Below are 17,847 nucleotides of genomic sequence, written 5' to 3'. Positions count from 1 at the left end.
TTCAGATTTACTCTAGCGGTAACCGATGAACATCATTCAGCGGCAATGAATTAAATAGGTAACCTTGCATGGCATCAACGCCGATATCGGCTAATTGGATAAACTGCTGGCGAGTCTCAACCCCCTCGACTATCACGCACTGGCAATTTTCACGCAATCGCGTGACCAGATTTTCGAACGTGACACTCCCCGCCCATTGCCAATAAAAATGCTTATCCACTTTAACGCATTCAAAGAAGCCACTGGACACCGCCGCGAGGTGAGAATTACCACTGCCAAAATCGTCTAACCACAATGCGTATCGTTCAGCCAACTTACTTAATAGCGTATTCTTCGGCCCATCACTGAGATTGGGGAAACTCTCCATTATCTCCAGCCGGATAAAGGGCATCGACCCTAACAACGAGATGATCTCTTTGTCGTCCAGCACAGCCTGTGCCATATCAAAATCTATATTTATCGAGAGTACTATTTGATGATCAATAAACCATCTCTGGTGAATGGCTACTGCGAATAATTGGTCACATAACAATTTAGTTTTCATCTGAGCATTAAGTTGATGCAAGAATCGCTCAGTATAAATGGGCGACTTAAAAGAGGTAGTCGTAAACCGGCTCAATAACTCAACAGCAAATAACTTACCGTTCGGCCTGTAAACAGGCTCACAGATAAAAGAGCAATCAACTGCAATGTCTAGCCTGCTATCCACAGTAAAATCCTTTTATTTAATAAGGATAGCAGTATTGATCAATTGATAAAATTGATCAATTTTTTATTATTGATCAATAAAATCGATGAGCAGTGCTAACCAAAAAAGCAGAAATGAAAATCAACCCATTGATAGATAGGAAATATTACTTAATCATGACGATTAACAAACTTATAATTGAATTCTTATATATTTTACTGAGGGGAATGGCCGCTTCGAACAACCAAACAGTAACACCCCTGAAACTGAACGATCAGAACGAAGCGACCTAATATAGAGAGTAGCGCTATGTCATTCTTATGTGAAATAAACTGATAATCTACTATGTTGCACCACTTATTATTAATATTGACATAGGAATTGTCGTATTTTTCTAATTTAGGATAGGTATGTTTTTTCTGCGAAAAAGTTCGCCATTTAAAGTGGAAAATATCATCACTGAATTCAAAGCTGGCAACAATCTATTGACAAGAACACCCAGAGTGACCTGACAACGAAAAAGATTATAGGGCCTATTGGGGAGCGAAAAGCTATTAAGTGCCTGACATATATCATGGATAAAACAAAAACAGCCTCTAAAGAGACTGTTTTATGACTACCTCAGCGCATCACCACTCATAAGCAACCGTGAACAATAGCGACCTTCGATGCTGATGATCATTACGCTGTCTAATGCTGTAGATATGACGATAACGCCGTGACTGCCCTTCAAGCCAGCGACTTCTTCGACGCTGATTTTGCCGTAGCATACGCCAGCGGCCCACCTCATTTTTACTCCGTCTCATGAAACAACTCTTCCATAGCTGAGAACTGGGCTATTATAGACCTTTCATCTCCTCAGCCAAGCCGCTGTTGGGAGAAATCCTCTATTTAGCGAAAACGCTCTATATTTATTCGTCTGGATAGACCCCAAAGCCGTCTAAAAACACCCAAAAGTACCGATCAATTATTTAATTATCCGTTGCAAGTCCTTTAGGTTAAAAGATTTTACCTAGTAATATCTCTGCTTAAAGGTTTCGCCTTTGCCATACTGTGCGTACACTCTTTATTGACCGTTTGTGAACAGGACTTCCGCCCTCATGACAACATTTTATACCGTAATCAGCTGGCTCTCAGTTTTTGGCTATTGGTTGCTCATTGCCGGGGTAACCTTGCGTATTCTCATGAAGCGCAGAACCGTTCCTTCGGCCATGGCATGGCTACTTGTTATCTATATTCTGCCTTTGGTCGGAATAATCGCATACCTCTCGTTTGGGGAACTTCATCTTGGTAAACGCCGTGCCGAACGAGCAAAAGCAATGTGGCCCTCTACCGCGCGTTGGCTGAGTGAACTGAAGGATTGCCAACACATTTTTGCCACTTCCAATAGTGAAGTCGCCACGCCACTCTTCCAATTATGTGAGCGCCGCCAAGGCATCAGTGGCGTTAAAGGCAATCAACTACAGCTATTGACCACCACTGACGACACGTTAAAAGCGCTGGTGCGTGACATTGAATTAGCCCGCCACAACATAGAAATGGTGTTTTATATCTGGCAACCCGGTGGCCTGGTTGATCAGGTTGCCGAATCCTTAATGTCCGCAGCACGCCGTGGGGTCCATTGCCGACTGATGCTCGACTCCGCCGGTAGCCAGCAATTCTTCCGCACCCCGTACCCCGCCATGATGCGCAATGCCGGGATTGAGGTGGTCGAAGCTCTCAAAGTGAATGTATTTCGCGTTTTTCTGCGCCGCATGGATTTACGCCAGCACCGCAAAATCGTCTTGATTGATAACTATGTCGCCTATACCGGTAGCATGAATATGGTTGATCCACGCTTCTTCAAGCAAGATGCCGGAGTGGGCCAGTGGATTGACATGATGGCGCGGATGGAGGGCCCAGTAGCGACCACCATGGGGATCGTGTATGCCTGTGACTGGGAGATTGAAACCGGTAAACGAATTTTGCCGCCCCCGCCGGATAACCCTATTATGCCGTTCGAAGAGGAGAGCGGCCATACGATTCAGGTTATCGCCTCCGGCCCCGGCTTCCCTGAGGAGATGATTCATCAGGCGCTGCTAACTGCCGTGTATGCAGCTCGCGAACAGTTAATCATGACCACCCCCTATTTCGTGCCGAGCGATGATTTACTCCATGCCATCTGTACCGCCGCACAGCGCGGTGTCGATGTCAGTATTATCGTGCCACGAGAAAATGACTCGATGATGGTCCGCTGGGCAAGCAGAGCCTTCTTTTCAGAATTGCTGGATGCTGGGGTTAAAATTTACCAGTTTGAAGGCGGGCTGTTGCACAGCAAAAGTGTGCTGGTCGATGGTCAACTGAGCCTGGTGGGGACAGTCAATTTGGATATGCGCAGCTTATGGCTGAACTTTGAAATCACGCTGGTCATTGACGATGATGGCTTTGGTGCTGATTTAGCGCAAGTGCAAGACGATTACATTGCCCGCTCGGTGTTATTAGATGGTGAGTTGTGGAATAAACGCCCTCTCTGGCACCGTGTCACTGAGCGACTATTCTACTTCTTCAGCCCACTATTATAAGACGTCGAGCCGTTCATGGCTGTCTTAATGAAGATGTTCTGAGTTATCGGCATCAAACCGCATAATAATTGTAAAAGCGGTCTATGGAGTGTTTTAATGAGCGCAATCTGCCAATGATAAATGGGAATCTGCACATGGACCAGAATGCACCAGAGCCAAGCTCAATGGATCTTAATAACCGCCTGACTGAAGATGAAACACTGGAACAGGCTTACGATATTTTTCTTGAGCTGGCGGGTGATAATCTCGACCCAGCTGATATTTTATTATTTAACCTTCAGTTTGAAGAGCGCGGTGGCGCAGAGCTATTTGACCCCGCCGAAGATTGGCAGGAACATGTCGATTTTGATTTGAACCCTGACTTTTTCGCCGAAGTGGTCATTGGTCTGGCGGACAGTGATGGCGAAGAGATTAACGATATATTTGCCCGTGTTCTCTTATGCCGCGAAAAAGACCATAAACTTTGCCATATCTTGTGGAAAGAGTAATTACACCATCGCAATGGTTGCTCTATTGAGTCATGGTTTTTATAACGTCAGCATTTTATAAAACCATAATTTTATAAAACCATAGATAGCAAAAACTCCCCGTCATCTATTTGGCGGGGAGTTTTTTTACTGGCCGATGACAGCCTGCATCATCGCTTTATAGCGGATCAACTTTTAGACAAGAGACTGCATGACGGAAACTACCTTCCAGCAATGGGCGGGTTTTCGCACATTCTGGCCCGGCAATGGGGCAGCGAGTCCGAAATACACAGCCTGATGGCGGGTTAATCGGCGAAGGCAACTCACCTTCCAGCAACTGAATAACTTTCGCCCTCTCTTTATCTGGATCAGGAATTGGCACCGCCGACATCAGCGCCTTGGTGTAAGGGTGCTGCGGATTATGATAAACCTCATCATAAGTGCCCAATTCAACAGCATGGCCGAGATACATCACCAAAACGCGGTCAGAGATATGTTTTACCACCGCCAAATCATGAGCAATAAAAATCAGTGATAATCCCATTTCACGCTGCAATTGCTGCAACAAATTTACCACTTGCGCCTGAATTGACACATCCAGCGCAGAGACCGGTTCATCACAAATCACCAGCTTCGGCTCAAGGATCAGCGCGCGAGCAATACCAATACGTTGACACTGACCACCCGAAAACTCATGGGGATAGCGGTTGATTAAGTTTGGCAGCAAGCCAACCTTCAGCATCATCGCTTTGACTTTATCTTTGACCTCCTGGCGCAGCATTTTGGGATGATAAGTCCGCAGTGGCTCGGCAATGATTTCGCCAATCGTCATGCGCGGATTCAGTGATGCCAGCGGGTCCTGAAATATCATCTGAATATCACTGCGGATGTCACGCCACTCGGTCGCATTCATGTTAAGCAAATCTTTACCTAACCATGCCACACTGCCGCCAGTGGCTTTCACCAAACCAATAAGGGCGCGCGCAAAAGTCGATTTACCACAACCTGACTCACCCACCACACCCAAGGTTTCGCCTTCATACAGACGTAATGTCACACCATCAACGGCTTTTAATGTTTTTGAGGGTTGCCAGAACCACTGTTTGCCGTCCTGAATATCAAAATGAACTTTCAGGTCGGCCACCTCCAACAAGACTCTCTTCTCTGTCATGGCATTCATACCAACTCCCCCACTGGCTTGTAGCAGGCACGTAAACGGCCTTCACCAAAATGCTCCAATGCTGGCGCCGTAGAGCAGCGATCCATTGCATATTGGCAACGGGGCTGGAACGGGCACCCTTTCGGCAAGCGCAGTAAATTTGGCGGATTACCCGGTATCGTCATCAGAGAGTCGCCTTCGGCATCCAGACGAGGAACCGCATTCAGCAGACCAATAGAATAAGGGTGGCTTGGGTGGTAAAACACGTCGCGGGCTTGACCATACTCCATTGTTCGCCCCGCATACATCACCAAAACTTTATTACAGATACCGGCAACCACCCCCAAATCATGGGTGATCATGATGATTGCGGTATTGAACTCACGTTTTAGTTCATTCAGCAAAGTCATGATTTGAGCCTGAACTGTAACGTCCAGAGCAGTGGTAGGCTCATCAGCAATCAATAACTTAGGCCGACACAGCAGCGCCATCGCAATCATCACTCGCTGACGCATACCGCCAGAGAATTCATGTGGGTACATGCGCATACGTTTACGCGCTTCCGGCATTTTTACCGCATCCAACATGCGGATTGACTCCTCGAACGCCTCACTTTTACTCATCTTTTTATGCAGTTGCAGCACTTCCATTAGCTGCTCTCCCACCCGCATATAAGGATTCAGCGAGGTCATTGGGTCCTGGAAAATCATCGAGATCTCTTCGGCCCGCAAACGGTTCAACTGCTTCTCTGGCAGATTCAAAATCTCCCGGCCATTAAACTTCGCCGAGCCGCCTATCCGGCCATTACTGGCAAGCAGCCCCATCAAGGCAAAAGCTGTTTGCGATTTGCCAGAACCGGACTCGCCCACGATGCCTAATGTTTCCCCGGCACGCAGATCAAAATTGAGTGCATTGACCGCAGTCACATCACCATCCGGAGTGCCGAAGGTCACGGTAAGATCTTTTACATCCAACAGTACATTTTGTTCCAACAACGCAGATTGCTGAACAGCAGAGTGATTATCAATAGTCGTCATGGTGCTACTCCTCAGCGATCTTTCGGGTCGAGGGCATCACGCAAGCCATCGCCGATAAAGTTAAAACAGAACAGAGTCACGACCAGAAATCCGGCAGGAAACATCAGTAACCATGGGGAGACCTCCATTGAGTTGGCACCATCACTCAACAATGCGCCCCAACTACTGAGTGGCTCTTGTGTGCCTAAACCGAGGAAACTCAGGAAAGATTCAAACAAAATCATGCTGGGAACCAGCAAAGAAGCATACACCACCACCACGCCCAAAACGTTCGGGACGATATGGCGCAAGACGATATTGCGAGTGGAAACCCCCCCCACCAATGCCGCTTCGATAAACTCTTTGCGCTTCAGACTTAATGTCTGCCCACGGACAATACGCGCCATATCCAGCCAGGACACCATGCCGATCGCCACAAATATCAACAAAATATTCTGGCCGAAGAAGGTCACCAGCAGAATAACGAAGAACATAAACGGAAATGAGTTAAGGATCTCCAGCAAGCGCATCATCAGTGAGTCAACTTTCCCACCCAAATAGCCCGATAAAGAACCATATAATGTGCCGACAACCACGGCAACCAGCGCCGCAGCAACCCCCACCATCAATGAGATTCGGCCACCAATAGCGACACGAACCAGCAGATCACGACCAGAGGAGTCGGTGCCGAAATAGTGCCCGGACTCGAGATCAGGAGCCGCCGACATCATGCCCCAGTCAGTATCCGAATAGCTAAACTGCGCTAGCATCGGGGCAAAAATAACAAACAGAGTAATCAACACCAGGATCACCAAACTGGTGATCGCCGCGCGGTTATGAATAAAGCGGCGGCGGGCATCCTGCCAAAGGCTGCGCCCTTCAACTTCCAGCTTCTCACTGAAAACTTCCAGAGCTTCGCTATTTTTCTTGCTCAACATAATTGGCGTGCTCCAGTGCTAGTAACGGATTTTAGGATCGATAACGGCATAGAGCACATCAACAATCGCATTGAATAAAATGGTTAAAGCGCCGACCAAAATAGTCAAACTCAAGACCAGAGAGTAATCGCGGTTTAACGCTCCGTTAACGAACAGCTGACCTATCCCCGGCAAGCCGAAAATAGTTTCAATTACCATTGAACCGGTAATAATGCCGACAAACGCAGGCCCCATATAGGACAAAACTGGCAGTAATGCCGGTTTCAATGCATGGCGTAAAACGATAGTGCGCAGCGGTAAACCTTTCGCGCGCGCTGTGCGAATAAAGTTGGAGTGAAGCACTTCAATCATTGAACCACGGGTAATACGCGCGATACTGGCAATATAGGCCAATGACAACGCCACCATCGGTAAAATAATAAACTTCGGCGCTCCACCGTTCCAACCACCGCCCGGTAACCATTTCAATATAATGGCGAAAACCAGCACTAATAACGGTGCCACCACAAAACTCGGGATCACCACCCCAGTCATGGCAAACCCCATGACGGTATAGTCCCACTTGGTATTTTGGTTTAACGCCGCAATAACGCCAGCGCTAACACCCAATACGACGGCGAGCAAGAATGCAGCAAATCCGAGTTTAGCTGAAACAGGAAACGAGGCGGAAACCAACTCGTTCACCGTGTAGTCTTTATATTTAAACGAAGGCCCAAGATCACCTTGTGCCAGTTGACCCAAATAATTGAAATATTGCTTATAAACGGGGTCGTTGAGGTGATATTTTGCCTCAATATTAGCCATCACTTCGGGTGGAAGATTACGCTCACCGGTAAATGGACTACCAGGGGCGAGACGCATCATAAAGAATGAGATGGTTATCAAAATAAATAGTGTCGGAATTGCTTCCAGACAGCGGCGTAGAATAAATTTTAACATTGCCTGTACCTTTAGCCTCTTACTACAAATATCATCAAGCAATCAGGGCAGCACGCAAGTTAAGCGGCTGCCCTGAAGATATTAGTGCTTGATAATATAAAGATCTTTAACGTGCATATTATCCAGTGGATCTTTGCCGGTATAACCACCGACATAAGGTTTCACTAAACGGGCATTCACGTAATAGAACAGCGGCACAATAGCAGAATCTTTATCCAGCAATACCTCAGCTTGTTGGTACAAGCCAGCACGCTCTTTTTCAGATTTAACTTTCAGCGTATCTTGTATCAGCTTATCAAACGCCGGGCTCTTATAATGCACGGTGTTATTACTGCTGTCAGAGAGCATCATGTTCAGGAATGAAGAGGGTTCATTGTAGTCAGCACACCAGCCGGCACGGGCAACATCGAAAGTCCCTTGATGGCGGGTATCAAGGAAGGTTTTCCACTCCTGATTTTCCAATTTAACCTCAACACCCAGATTTTTCTTCCAGATCGATGCCGCAGCAATCGCCAGCTTCTTATGCAGGTCAGAGGTGTTGTATAACAGGTTGAATGTCAATGGCTTATCTTTAGTGTAACCAGCTTCTGCCAGCAACTTCTTCGCCACTTCATTACGTTTTTCTTGTGTCCAGCTAAACCACTCTGGTGGCGTCAGTTCGGCACCACTGGTGTACGGTGGGGTGAAACCATAAGCCGGTAAATCACCCTGATTTTTCACTTTGTTCACGATGATATCGCGATCCATACCCAGCTTCAGCGCTTCACGAACGCGAGCATCGGTGAATGGTGCTTTTTGGTTATTGATTTCGTAATAATAGGTACACAGGTACGGGTCAACATGAACTTCTTGTGGGATCTCTTTTTTCAGTTTCTGGAATAACTCGATCGGCATATTATTATAAGTCATGTCGATTTCACCGCTGCGATAGCGGTTAACGTCAGTCACTTCAGAAGAGATCGGCAGGTAAGTCACTTGATTGATTACTGTTTTCGCGTTGTCCCAATAAGTTGGGCTGCGCTCTAATACAATACGTTCGTTAACGACCCAGTCTTTCAGCTTATAGGCGCCATTACCAACAAAGTTCTGTGGCTGGGTCCACTTCTCACCAAACTTCTCTACCACAGTTTTATTAACCGGGGACATAGATGGGTGAGCTAACAGTTTTTCCAGATAAGGAACTGGCTCAGTTAGCGTGACTTCCAGAGTATGGTCATCCAACGCTTTTACACCCAAAGTATCAGGTGATTTTTTGCCAGTAATAATATCGTCGATATTTGCGATATGGGCATATTGAACATAGCTTGCATAAGGAGAAACCGTTTTAGGGTCTGCCAGGCGCTGCCAGCTATAAACAAAATCCTGTGCCGTTACAGGGTCACCATTTGACCATTTTGCATCTTTACGAAGATGGAAAGTCCAGACTTTAAAGTCTTTATTATCCCAGCTTTCTGCCACACCCGGCAGGATCTTGCCGTTAGGATCGTTAATTACCAACCCTTCCAGCAAATCGCGAGAGATATTTGATTCTGGTACACCTTCAATTTTATGTGGATCCAGTGACTGAGGTTCAGAACCATTATTACGGACTAAAACTTGTTTCTCCGCCAGTTGTACGCCAGCTGGCACATTAGCTGCAAACGTATTTCCTACAGCCATCATACCCAAGGCAGCCGCAATGCCCGCGGCCAGCAGATTTTTCTTCGTGATGTTGGTCATGCTTATATCCACTCCAATTTTTATTATTGCATCACCCAGTGACTGGGCAAGCTTCACCTTTAAAAGGTATTTTTAATTTACATCGTCCGGGGAACGAATCCGGCAATGTAAGACCCTATATGTATTAGCATCAGGTTGAAAAATATACTGTGCTATACATCCCTATTACCTGGCCTATCGGCCTATAGACTTCTACTGCTCTATTTCTGACTACTGCAATTTACGGATATAGAGATTTTTTAAATCCGTTAAATCTTGTGGGTCCTTACCAGTAAATCCCCCCACCGTTGGCCGAATAAGGCGGACACTGACACGATAGTAAACCGGCACCATGGCAGAATCCTTATCCAGCAAATTTTCAGCCTGTTGATATAGCGCCGTGCGCGCTTTGACATCTGGAACCACCAGCGCTTTGGCTAATAGCGCGTCAAACTCAGGGCTTTTATAGAAGAAAGTATTATTGCTGCTATCTGATAACAGCATGTTCAGAAAGGCGGTTGGCTCATTGTAGTCACCACACCAGGTTGCTCTGGCAACATCAAACTGACCTTGGTGACGGCTCTCTAAAGATGTTTTCCACTCTTGGTTTTGCAAAGTGACGGTCGCACCCAGATTTTTTTGCCACATAGATGCTGCGGCAATGGCTTGTTGCTTATTTTGATCTGACGTGTTGTAGAGCAATTTAAACTTCAATGGATTTTCTGCGTTATAACCCGCTGCAGCGAGCAGTTTCTTAGCCTCAGCATTACGCTTTTCCTGAGGCCAGTTTGCCCACGCCGGTAAGGCAAAATTGCCGCCGTCAGTAAATGTTGGGGTGAAACCATAAGCTGGGATCTGCCCTTGCCCCATAATTTTGGTCGCGATAATGTCGCGATCCAGCGTTAATTTAATTGCCGTTCTCACCCGCGCATCAGTAAATGGCGCTTTTTTATTATTAATTTCGTAATAGAAAGTACAAAGATATGGGCTAACGTGAACCTGCGATGGCAGCTCTTTTTTCATTTTGGCAAATAGATTAGGCGGAATGGCACTATTGGTTATATCAATCTCACCGCTGCGGTAGCGATTGATATCGCTGACTTCTGAGGTTATCGGTAAGAAAGTCGCCTTATTAATCACCGTCTCGCTGTTATTCCAGTAAGTCGGGCTGCGTTCCAGCGCAATCCGTTCGTTTACCACCCACTCTTTTAACTTAAAAGCGCCGTTACCGACAAAGTTCTGTGGCAGCGTCCATTTATCACCATATTTTTCAATAGCTTCACGCTTAATCGGTTTCATCGAAGTGTGCGACAACATGCTGATAAAATAGGGGACCGGCTCGGTGAGCGTGACCTGCAAGGTTTTAGTGTCTAGCGCCTTAACACCTAATTCATCTGGTTTTTTGGTGCCTTTTAGCACCTCGTCAACATTTTCAATTTGGGCATACTGCAAATAACTGGCATAAGGCGAGCCTATTTTAGGGTCAGCCAAACGTTGCCAGCTATAAACAAAATCTTGTGCCGTGACCGGCGTACCATCACTCCAAACTGCGCCATCCCGTAGATGGAAAGTCCAAACTTTATAGCCGTCATTATCCCAGTGAGTGGCAACAGCCGGAATAATATGGCCATTGGCATCATTACTCACCAGCCCCTCTAATAGATTCAGAATAATATTAGTTTCAGGGTTACCTTCAACCTTATGCGGATCTAAAGAAGCCACTTCAGTACCATTATTAATGGTAATGCTCTGATCTATCGCTAATGTCTCACTGCCAGGAACGACTGCCGCGATTGATACCGCTGAAAATGACAAACTCAGAATAGTGCTCATTATAGCCAGTGGTCGTTGCTTAAGCTTTATTTGCATTTCTAACCGCCCTTTTACGAGATTTGTGATGTTTTTCTCAAGGTTTGCATTAATCTGCCGCCCACAACGACTAGCAATAACTATTCCAGAAATCAAAATTACGGTTCAGTTTCGTTGAAAAAATAAGAAATCTCTCACCAGAGAGTTGACCGAAAACTAACAGATGCCGAAATCTGACGCCAATAATTTTTACAGAAATGTTAAGCAATTCTCTTTTCTACTGGATGACTAACGATAGTAGCTATCTGTATTTGTATGCTTAAAAAACTATAATACTATGATTTTATTCATTTTAATTGGTTTTTATTTTAGCTTTATGACGAAAAAAAAATCCTAAACCCGGCGAAAGATACATAAAGTTAACATTTTCACTGTAGCCAGAATAAACCCCTACTCATGAGGGTGTAATCACTAATAACATCTAGCTAAATTCAGCACAAGCCCTACAGAATGATGTGAGCATTTTAACAACAAATAGCGTGGTAATTTTAATCAGAAGGATGATTTGGCTTTTATTAAAGATGAATAAATAGGTCTTAAGCTAAATTATTTATGCAGAACAGCTATTACTGCAACATTAGGGTGCAATAGCGTAAACTTCATACATTATTTGCACCAAAATATTGCTTAACCATTTGAATATCATGATGACATAAAGGCAAAAGGCCACCGGTAATATAACCAGGTGGCCTCTCGACTATCATAAGTTGGGATGCTATGAATGGCGATGGAGAATTAAAGTAGTCCGGGGAAAAGCGCCTTGATTCCTGTGACAATAAATTCGATACCTAATGCCATCAGCAGTAAACCCATAATACGGGTTATAACGTTAATGCCAGTCTGCCCTAACAATCGCACCAATAGTGGTGCAGCACGGAATAAGAGCCAGCAACAAAACGCAAATAAAGCAACAGCAACGGTTAACCCCAGTAAGTTCTGCCAACTGTGGTAGCGAGAACTCCAGACAATGGTTGAGCTGATCGCCCCCGGCCCGGCCATCAATGGCAATGCCAGTGGAACAACGCCAATACTTTCGCGAACCGCCGTCTCTGTTTTTTCCTGCTTGTTCTGCTTATCTTCACCGAGTTTGCCGCTGATCATCGACATCGCAATGCTGACAACCAGAATCCCACCGGCAATACGGAATGAGTCAATAGAAATACCAAATATCTTCAGGATGGCATCACCCAGGAACAAGGAGATCCACAAGATAATGGCGACCGAAAGGTTAGCTGTCAGGTTGGTTTTATCCCGCCCGGCCGCCGCCTGATAACTGGTCATACTGATAAATACCGGCAAAATACCTACCGGGTTAACCAGGGCAAATAAGCCAACAAAAAACTTGATGTAACCTGAAAGGTCCAACAGTGATTGACTCACACATCACTCCGCGAAATTGCTGATAAATAGATCACAGATTACAGGTCATTATAACTAATGCCCCAAGACAACACCGCTTACGGCTCAAGCATAGAAAATTGGCAGCGTAAAAGATATCGCCATGCGCAGACGCCAGCCAGCATAACTCCAACACTTGATCGCAGTTCTTTCCACTGGAAATAACCCTTAGGGCAACGCCACAGCAGATATCCGCGCTAATGTAATAGAATTAGTCACAGGAATCCATGGAATAAACCAGCATTTATATATGAAGAGTTCCCACCATTTAAAATGATGATTATTGTTAATTTTCTGTGGTGTTAGTGATGCTTTAACGTCATTAAGTGTCAATTTATAATCTCAAATGATAATTACTCTCAACAAATAATAGCTGAATGGTGTCAGCTTGACGATTTTGTGATTTAAATCACAAAAAACATACCTAAGAATAGTTAAGCTCTGGGCAGTGGTAGAGAAGAACATCACTGAGAAATAGGGTAAAAGGTTGAAAGTGGCATTTTATCCCTAGCTTTATTCTTAGTGAAGAAAAAGCTCTTTCAGTAAATTAGCGGTAAGAATGAGAAAGTAGGATATAAAAACTATCTCTATTTGTTCATACAGCATGCTAGAGCCTGTCTATACTAGTTGCTTCAACAGCTCATTTACTAAAAGAGTTTAACATTATCAGGAGAGCATTATGGCTGTAACGAATGTCGCTGAACTTAACGAGCTAGTAGCACGCGTCAAGAAAGCCCAGCGCGAGTATGCCAACTTCACTCAAGAGCAGGTTGATAAAATCTTCCGCGCCGCAGCCTTGGCTGCAGCAGATGCCCGTATTCCCTTAGCCAAACTGGCAGTAGAAGAATCAGGCATGGGTATTGTGGAAGATAAAGTGATCAAAAACCACTTTGCTTCTGAATACATTTACAATGCCTACAAAGATGAAAAGACCTGTGGCATTCTGGAAGAAGATAAGACCTTTGGTACTATCACTATCGCTGAGCCAATCGGCTTAATCTGCGGTATCGTACCAACGACTAACCCAACTTCTACCGCTATCTTCAAGGCATTGATTAGCCTGAAGACTCGTAACGGTATCGTGTTCTCTCCACATCCACGTGCTAAAGACGCAACCAATAAAGCTGCTGATATCGTGCTTCAAGCCGCTATCGCAGCAGGTGCGCCAGCAGATATTATTGGTTGGATTGATGCGCCGACTGTTGAGCTATCTAACCAACTGATGCACCACCCAGACATTAACTTGATTCTGGCAACCGGTGGCCCAGGCATGGTTAAAGCCGCTTACAGCTCAGGTAAGCCCGCTATCGGTGTAGGTGCCGGTAACACCCCGGTTGTTGTTGACGAAACCGCTGATATCAAACGTGTTGTTGCATCGATTCTGATGTCTAAAACCTTTGATAACGGTGTGATTTGTGCGTCAGAACAGTCCATCATTGTCGTTGATTCAGTTTATGACGCGGTCCGCGAACGTTTCTCCTCCCACGGCGGCTACCTGTTACAAGGTAAAGAACTGAAAGCGGTTCAGGATATCATCCTGAAAAATGGCGGTCTGAACGCAGCCATCGTGGGTCAACCAGCCACTAAAATTGCTGAAATGGCTGGCATTAAAGTGCCAAGCAACACCAAAATTCTCATCGGTGAAGTTAAAGTTGTTGATGAATCCGAACCATTCGCTCACGAAAAACTGTCACCTACTTTGGCAATGTATCGTGCGAAGAGCTTCGAAGACGCCGTTGAAAAAGCAGAAAAACTGGTAGAAATGGGCGGTATCGGCCATACATCTTGCCTGTACACAGACCAGGATAACCAGCCTGCACGCGTTAAGTATTTTGGCGATAAAATGAAGACCGCCCGAATTCTGATCAACACCCCTGCCTCTCATGGTGGTATCGGCGACCTGTATAACTTCAAAGTAGCGCCATCACTGACGCTGGGTTGCGGTTCTTGGGGTGGTAACTCCATCTCTGAAAACGTCGGTCCGAAACACTTGATCAACAAGAAAACTGTGGCTAAGCGAGCAGAAAACATGTTGTGGCATAAACTCCCGAAATCTATTTACTTCCGCCGTGGCTCCCTGCCTATCGCGTTGGAAGAAGTGGCAACTGACGGTGCAAAACGTGCCTTCATCGTGACTGACCGCTATCTGTTCAACAACGGTTACGCCGATCAAATCACCAGCGTACTGAAATCTCACGGAATCGAAACTGAAGTCTTCTTCGAAGTGGAAGCGGACCCTACCCTGAGTATCGTGCGTAAAGGTGCAGAGCAGATGAACTCCTTCAAACCAGACGTGATTATCGCGCTGGGTGGTGGTTCACCGATGGATGCCGCAAAAATCATGTGGGTGATGTACGAACACCCTGAAACCCACTTCGAAGAGCTGGCATTACGCTTTATGGACATCCGTAAACGTATTTACAAGTTCCCGAAAATGGGCGTGAAAGCGAAAATGATCGCGGTCACAACCACATCAGGTACTGGTTCAGAAGTGACACCATTTGCGGTAGTTACCGACGATGCAACTGGCCAGAAATATCCATTGGCTGACTATGCATTGACTCCAGATATGGCAATCGTTGATGCCAACCTGGTTATGAATATGCCTAAGTCTCTGTGTGCCTTCGGTGGTCTGGATGCAGTTACCCATGCGCTGGAAGCTTATGTCTCTGTATTGGCAAACGAATATTCTGACGGTCAAGCCCTGCAAGCGCTGAAACTGCTGAAAGAATTCCTGCCAGCCAGCTACCATGAAGGGGCAAAAAATCCGGTTGCTCGTGAACGTGTTCACAACGCCGCGACCATTGCCGGTATCGCTTTTGCCAACGCCTTCTTGGGTGTCTGCCACTCAATGGCCCATAAACTGGGTTCTGAGTTCCACATCCCACACGGCCTGGCAAACGCCATGTTGATCTCTAACGTTATCCGCTACAACGCGAATGACAACCCAACCAAACAGACTGCTTTCAGCCAGTATGACCGCCCACAAGCGCGTCGTCGTTATGCTGAAATTGCAGATCATCTGGGTCTGAGTGCACCGGGCGACCGTACTGCACAGAAAATTCAGAAACTGCTGGCCTGGTTAGATGAGATCAAAGCTGATTTAGGTATCCCTGCTTCAATCCGTGAAGCTGGCGTCCAGGAAGCTGATTTCTTAGCGAAAGTAGACAAACTGTCTGAAGATGCATTTGATGACCAGTGTACCGGTGCTAACCCACGTTACCCACTGATCTCTGAGCTGAAACAGATTCTGATGGATACTTACTACGGCCGCGAATTTAGCGAAGAGCTTGATGGTGAAGAGGTTGCTACAGCAGCTCCAGCACCTAAAGCAGAGAAAAAAGCTAAGAAGTAATACTCTTAATGTGCAAACCCCATTTTCGGATGGGGTCAATCACTAAAGAAATAACCCCCACTAGCAATCGTCTATTGGGGGTTTCTTTTTATCATCACACTTCGCCCTATTCTCTATCCCCAAGGGGCCACCACGGCGACTTACCCTTCCCCTTTAGTCTCAGCCATAAGTGAATAATCAATGCCGCTACGTTGTCTAGACCCACGCCAATTAGGCATGACAATATGACCCACATTCGCCAATAGATGGTGCTTAAGAGGAACTGACGTGACCCAATAATTGGCCTGCATCTCTGTTGCAATATCAGGATTGCAATATTGGGTAAAATACCGAGATAAACATCACTGCAAATGTTCTAACTAAGGATAGGGTGTAAAGCCGATGTTTTAACCCAATACAACGTATTTAACGGCGCTGTATTGGGCGGTGTGACATGAACGCATTAGAAGGCAAGTTACCCCATGACATAAAACAAAAATCCTGTGAGACGCCCTTTGGCGAATAATTAGCGCTTAAGGATAATGTTAAAGGCAAGCGGCTTTAATTGCTTCTTTATAGTGGCGTCGGCAGACGGAGACATAGCTCTCATTACCACCAATAACGACCTGTTCGCCATCATGTACGGCTCTTCCCTGCTCATCCAGACGCAACACCATGTTTGCTTTGCGGCCACAGTGACAAATCGTTTTTAACTCAACCAATTTGTCAGCCCATGACAACAAATATTTGCTACCGGGAAATAACTCGCCGAGAAAATCGGTGCGCAAGCCGTAACAGAGAACAGGGATATGCAATTCATCCACCACCTGACACAACTCTTGAACTTGCTCTTTGGTCAAGAATTGGCATTCATCAAGTAAAATACAATGAATCGATTTTTCCTGATGCTCAGTGGTGATAATGGATAACAGTGATGTGCCGTTATTATAGAGCAGGGCCTGCGAAGATAGACCAATACGTGAACTGACGGTCCCAACACCAAAGCGGCTATCTATCTCAGCCGTAAACACTAAGGTACGCATACCCCGCTCTTGGTAGTTATAAGAAGACTGCAACAGCGCGGTGGATTTCCCTGCATTCATCGCAGAGTAATAGAAATAAAGTTGAGCCATGGGCCCGTAACTCCAGTAGTATAATAAATAGTCATAGTGACAACGTGTAGGCAGTCTATCATAAATTCACTCTTTACGTGGCGCGGACTGCCTCTCTCTATATTACTGTTTTCTCTATTAAGTAATGATTGGGTTAATGAAATTGATAGCACCTTCATTTGAAACTGCTCGCTATTATTAGGTACATTACATGACCAACCTCACAATATTGATGCAGCAAAAACATACTGCTTGAACATTAACCAGAATAGAGAGGGGAAAACAGCTACGCTGGATATGCATTCCGCACGATTGGTTCATTAATGATACAAGTAATGTGCTGCCATGATTAATTCGTAAAATAGTGATAACAAATACTCTCAGAATCTGACAAATCCAATACAGCATCCTTTTTTTCCTTACTGAGTCTTTCGTGGCGCCTATATCAATATCCTGATTTTCTGTGTGCTCCGTTATTGTGCATACCAACATGGATAGAAGGCTATTTTTGCTTTATTGATATAAAGCAAACTTATAACTTAGTGAGAAAATCATGTTCTCGTGTAGGGTCATTAGCGAGCAAAATGAACTTTTACGTTAAAAAAACACGGCGAATAACAAAACTCCATCGCTTATTAGTAGCAAGCAGCAACTTTTCGCTAATAAAA

The 17,847-nt window shown here is 45.5% G+C and carries 13 protein-coding genes; 3 read left to right on the top strand and 10 right to left on the bottom strand.

Annotated elements, in window-relative coordinates; translation table 11 throughout:
- Positions 1-7 precede the first annotated feature (7 nt).
- Both AACW11_RS05050 and AACW11_RS05045 read right to left on the bottom strand, forming a co-directional pair.
- Positions 8-709, bottom strand: coding sequence for an EAL domain-containing protein (locus AACW11_RS05050; protein WP_212586214.1), 702 nt, complete (start codon positions 707-709; stop codon positions 8-10).
- Between the two features lie 608 nt (positions 710-1,317).
- Complete coding sequence (locus tag AACW11_RS05045; protein ID WP_212586213.1) at positions 1,318-1,494, bottom strand: YciY family protein; 177 nt, start codon at positions 1,492-1,494, stop codon at positions 1,318-1,320.
- 294 nt (positions 1,495-1,788) lie between these two features.
- Here AACW11_RS05045 and cls point away from each other — a divergent pair, with 294 nt between their 5' ends.
- The gene (gene cls / locus AACW11_RS05040; RefSeq protein WP_212586212.1) at positions 1,789-3,249 is read left to right on the top strand and encodes a cardiolipin synthase; all 1,461 of its coding nucleotides are present in this window, start codon (positions 1,789-1,791) and stop codon (positions 3,247-3,249) included.
- Between the two features lie 164 nt (positions 3,250-3,413).
- The gene (locus AACW11_RS05035) at positions 3,414-3,737 is read left to right on the top strand and encodes an HI1450 family dsDNA-mimic protein (protein ID WP_032898566.1); all 324 of its coding nucleotides are present in this window, start codon (positions 3,414-3,416) and stop codon (positions 3,735-3,737) included.
- Between the two features lie 157 nt (positions 3,738-3,894).
- On the opposite strand, the gene oppF is transcribed toward AACW11_RS05035, so the two are convergent.
- From oppF to AACW11_RS05000, 7 genes are all read right to left on the bottom strand, one after another.
- Positions 3,895-4,896 carry a murein tripeptide/oligopeptide ABC transporter ATP binding protein OppF gene (gene oppF / locus AACW11_RS05030; RefSeq protein WP_212586211.1) on the bottom strand — a complete coding sequence of 334 codons (1,002 nt, stop codon included), beginning with the start codon at positions 4,894-4,896 and terminating at the stop codon, positions 3,895-3,897.
- Positions 4,893-5,912: an ABC transporter ATP-binding protein gene (locus AACW11_RS05025; RefSeq protein ID WP_212586210.1), complete on the bottom strand. Its 1,020-nt coding sequence runs from the start codon at positions 5,910-5,912 to the stop codon at positions 4,893-4,895. The genes oppF and AACW11_RS05025 overlap by 4 nt, the downstream gene beginning before the upstream one ends.
- Positions 5,913-5,923: 11 nt before the next feature.
- Positions 5,924-6,832, bottom strand: a complete 909-nt coding sequence (gene oppC, locus AACW11_RS05020) for an oligopeptide ABC transporter permease OppC (protein WP_050125196.1) — start codon at positions 6,830-6,832, stop codon at positions 5,924-5,926.
- 15 nt (positions 6,833-6,847) lie between these two features.
- The gene (gene oppB / locus AACW11_RS05015; protein WP_004875191.1) at positions 6,848-7,768 is read right to left on the bottom strand and encodes an oligopeptide ABC transporter permease OppB; all 921 of its coding nucleotides are present in this window, start codon (positions 7,766-7,768) and stop codon (positions 6,848-6,850) included.
- Positions 7,769-7,849: 81 nt separating this feature from the next.
- Complete coding sequence (gene oppA / locus AACW11_RS05010; RefSeq protein ID WP_212586209.1) at positions 7,850-9,487, bottom strand: oligopeptide ABC transporter substrate-binding protein OppA; 1,638 nt, start codon at positions 9,485-9,487, stop codon at positions 7,850-7,852.
- A gap of 210 nt (positions 9,488-9,697) precedes the next feature.
- Complete coding sequence (locus AACW11_RS05005; protein WP_212586208.1) at positions 9,698-11,335, bottom strand: ABC transporter substrate-binding protein; 1,638 nt, start codon at positions 11,333-11,335, stop codon at positions 9,698-9,700.
- A 735-nt stretch (positions 11,336-12,070) separates the two neighbouring features.
- Positions 12,071-12,715 (bottom strand): YchE family NAAT transporter, encoded by a 645-nt coding sequence (locus AACW11_RS05000; protein WP_005277523.1) that lies wholly within the window; start codon positions 12,713-12,715, stop codon positions 12,071-12,073.
- Between the two features lie 697 nt (positions 12,716-13,412).
- Here AACW11_RS05000 and adhE point away from each other — a divergent pair.
- Entirely contained in the window at positions 13,413-16,088 is a 2,676-nt protein-coding gene (gene adhE, locus AACW11_RS04995) for a bifunctional acetaldehyde-CoA/alcohol dehydrogenase (RefSeq protein ID WP_212586207.1), read from the top strand.
- 524 nt (positions 16,089-16,612) lie between these two features.
- Here the strand turns inward: adhE and AACW11_RS04990 are convergent.
- A complete protein-coding gene (locus tag AACW11_RS04990) occupies positions 16,613-17,200 on the bottom strand; it encodes a thymidine kinase (RefSeq protein ID WP_212586206.1) in 588 nt (195 codons plus the stop codon).
- Between the last annotated feature and the right edge of the window lie 647 nt (positions 17,201-17,847).

It is taken from the genome of Yersinia sp. Marseille-Q3913, assembly GCF_963892745.1.
GTDB classification, from domain to species: domain Bacteria; phylum Pseudomonadota; class Gammaproteobacteria; order Enterobacterales; family Enterobacteriaceae; genus Yersinia; species Yersinia bercovieri.
The sequence above is the reverse complement of the archived record's forward strand: the minus strand, read 5'-3'. Positions and strand labels throughout refer to the sequence as shown.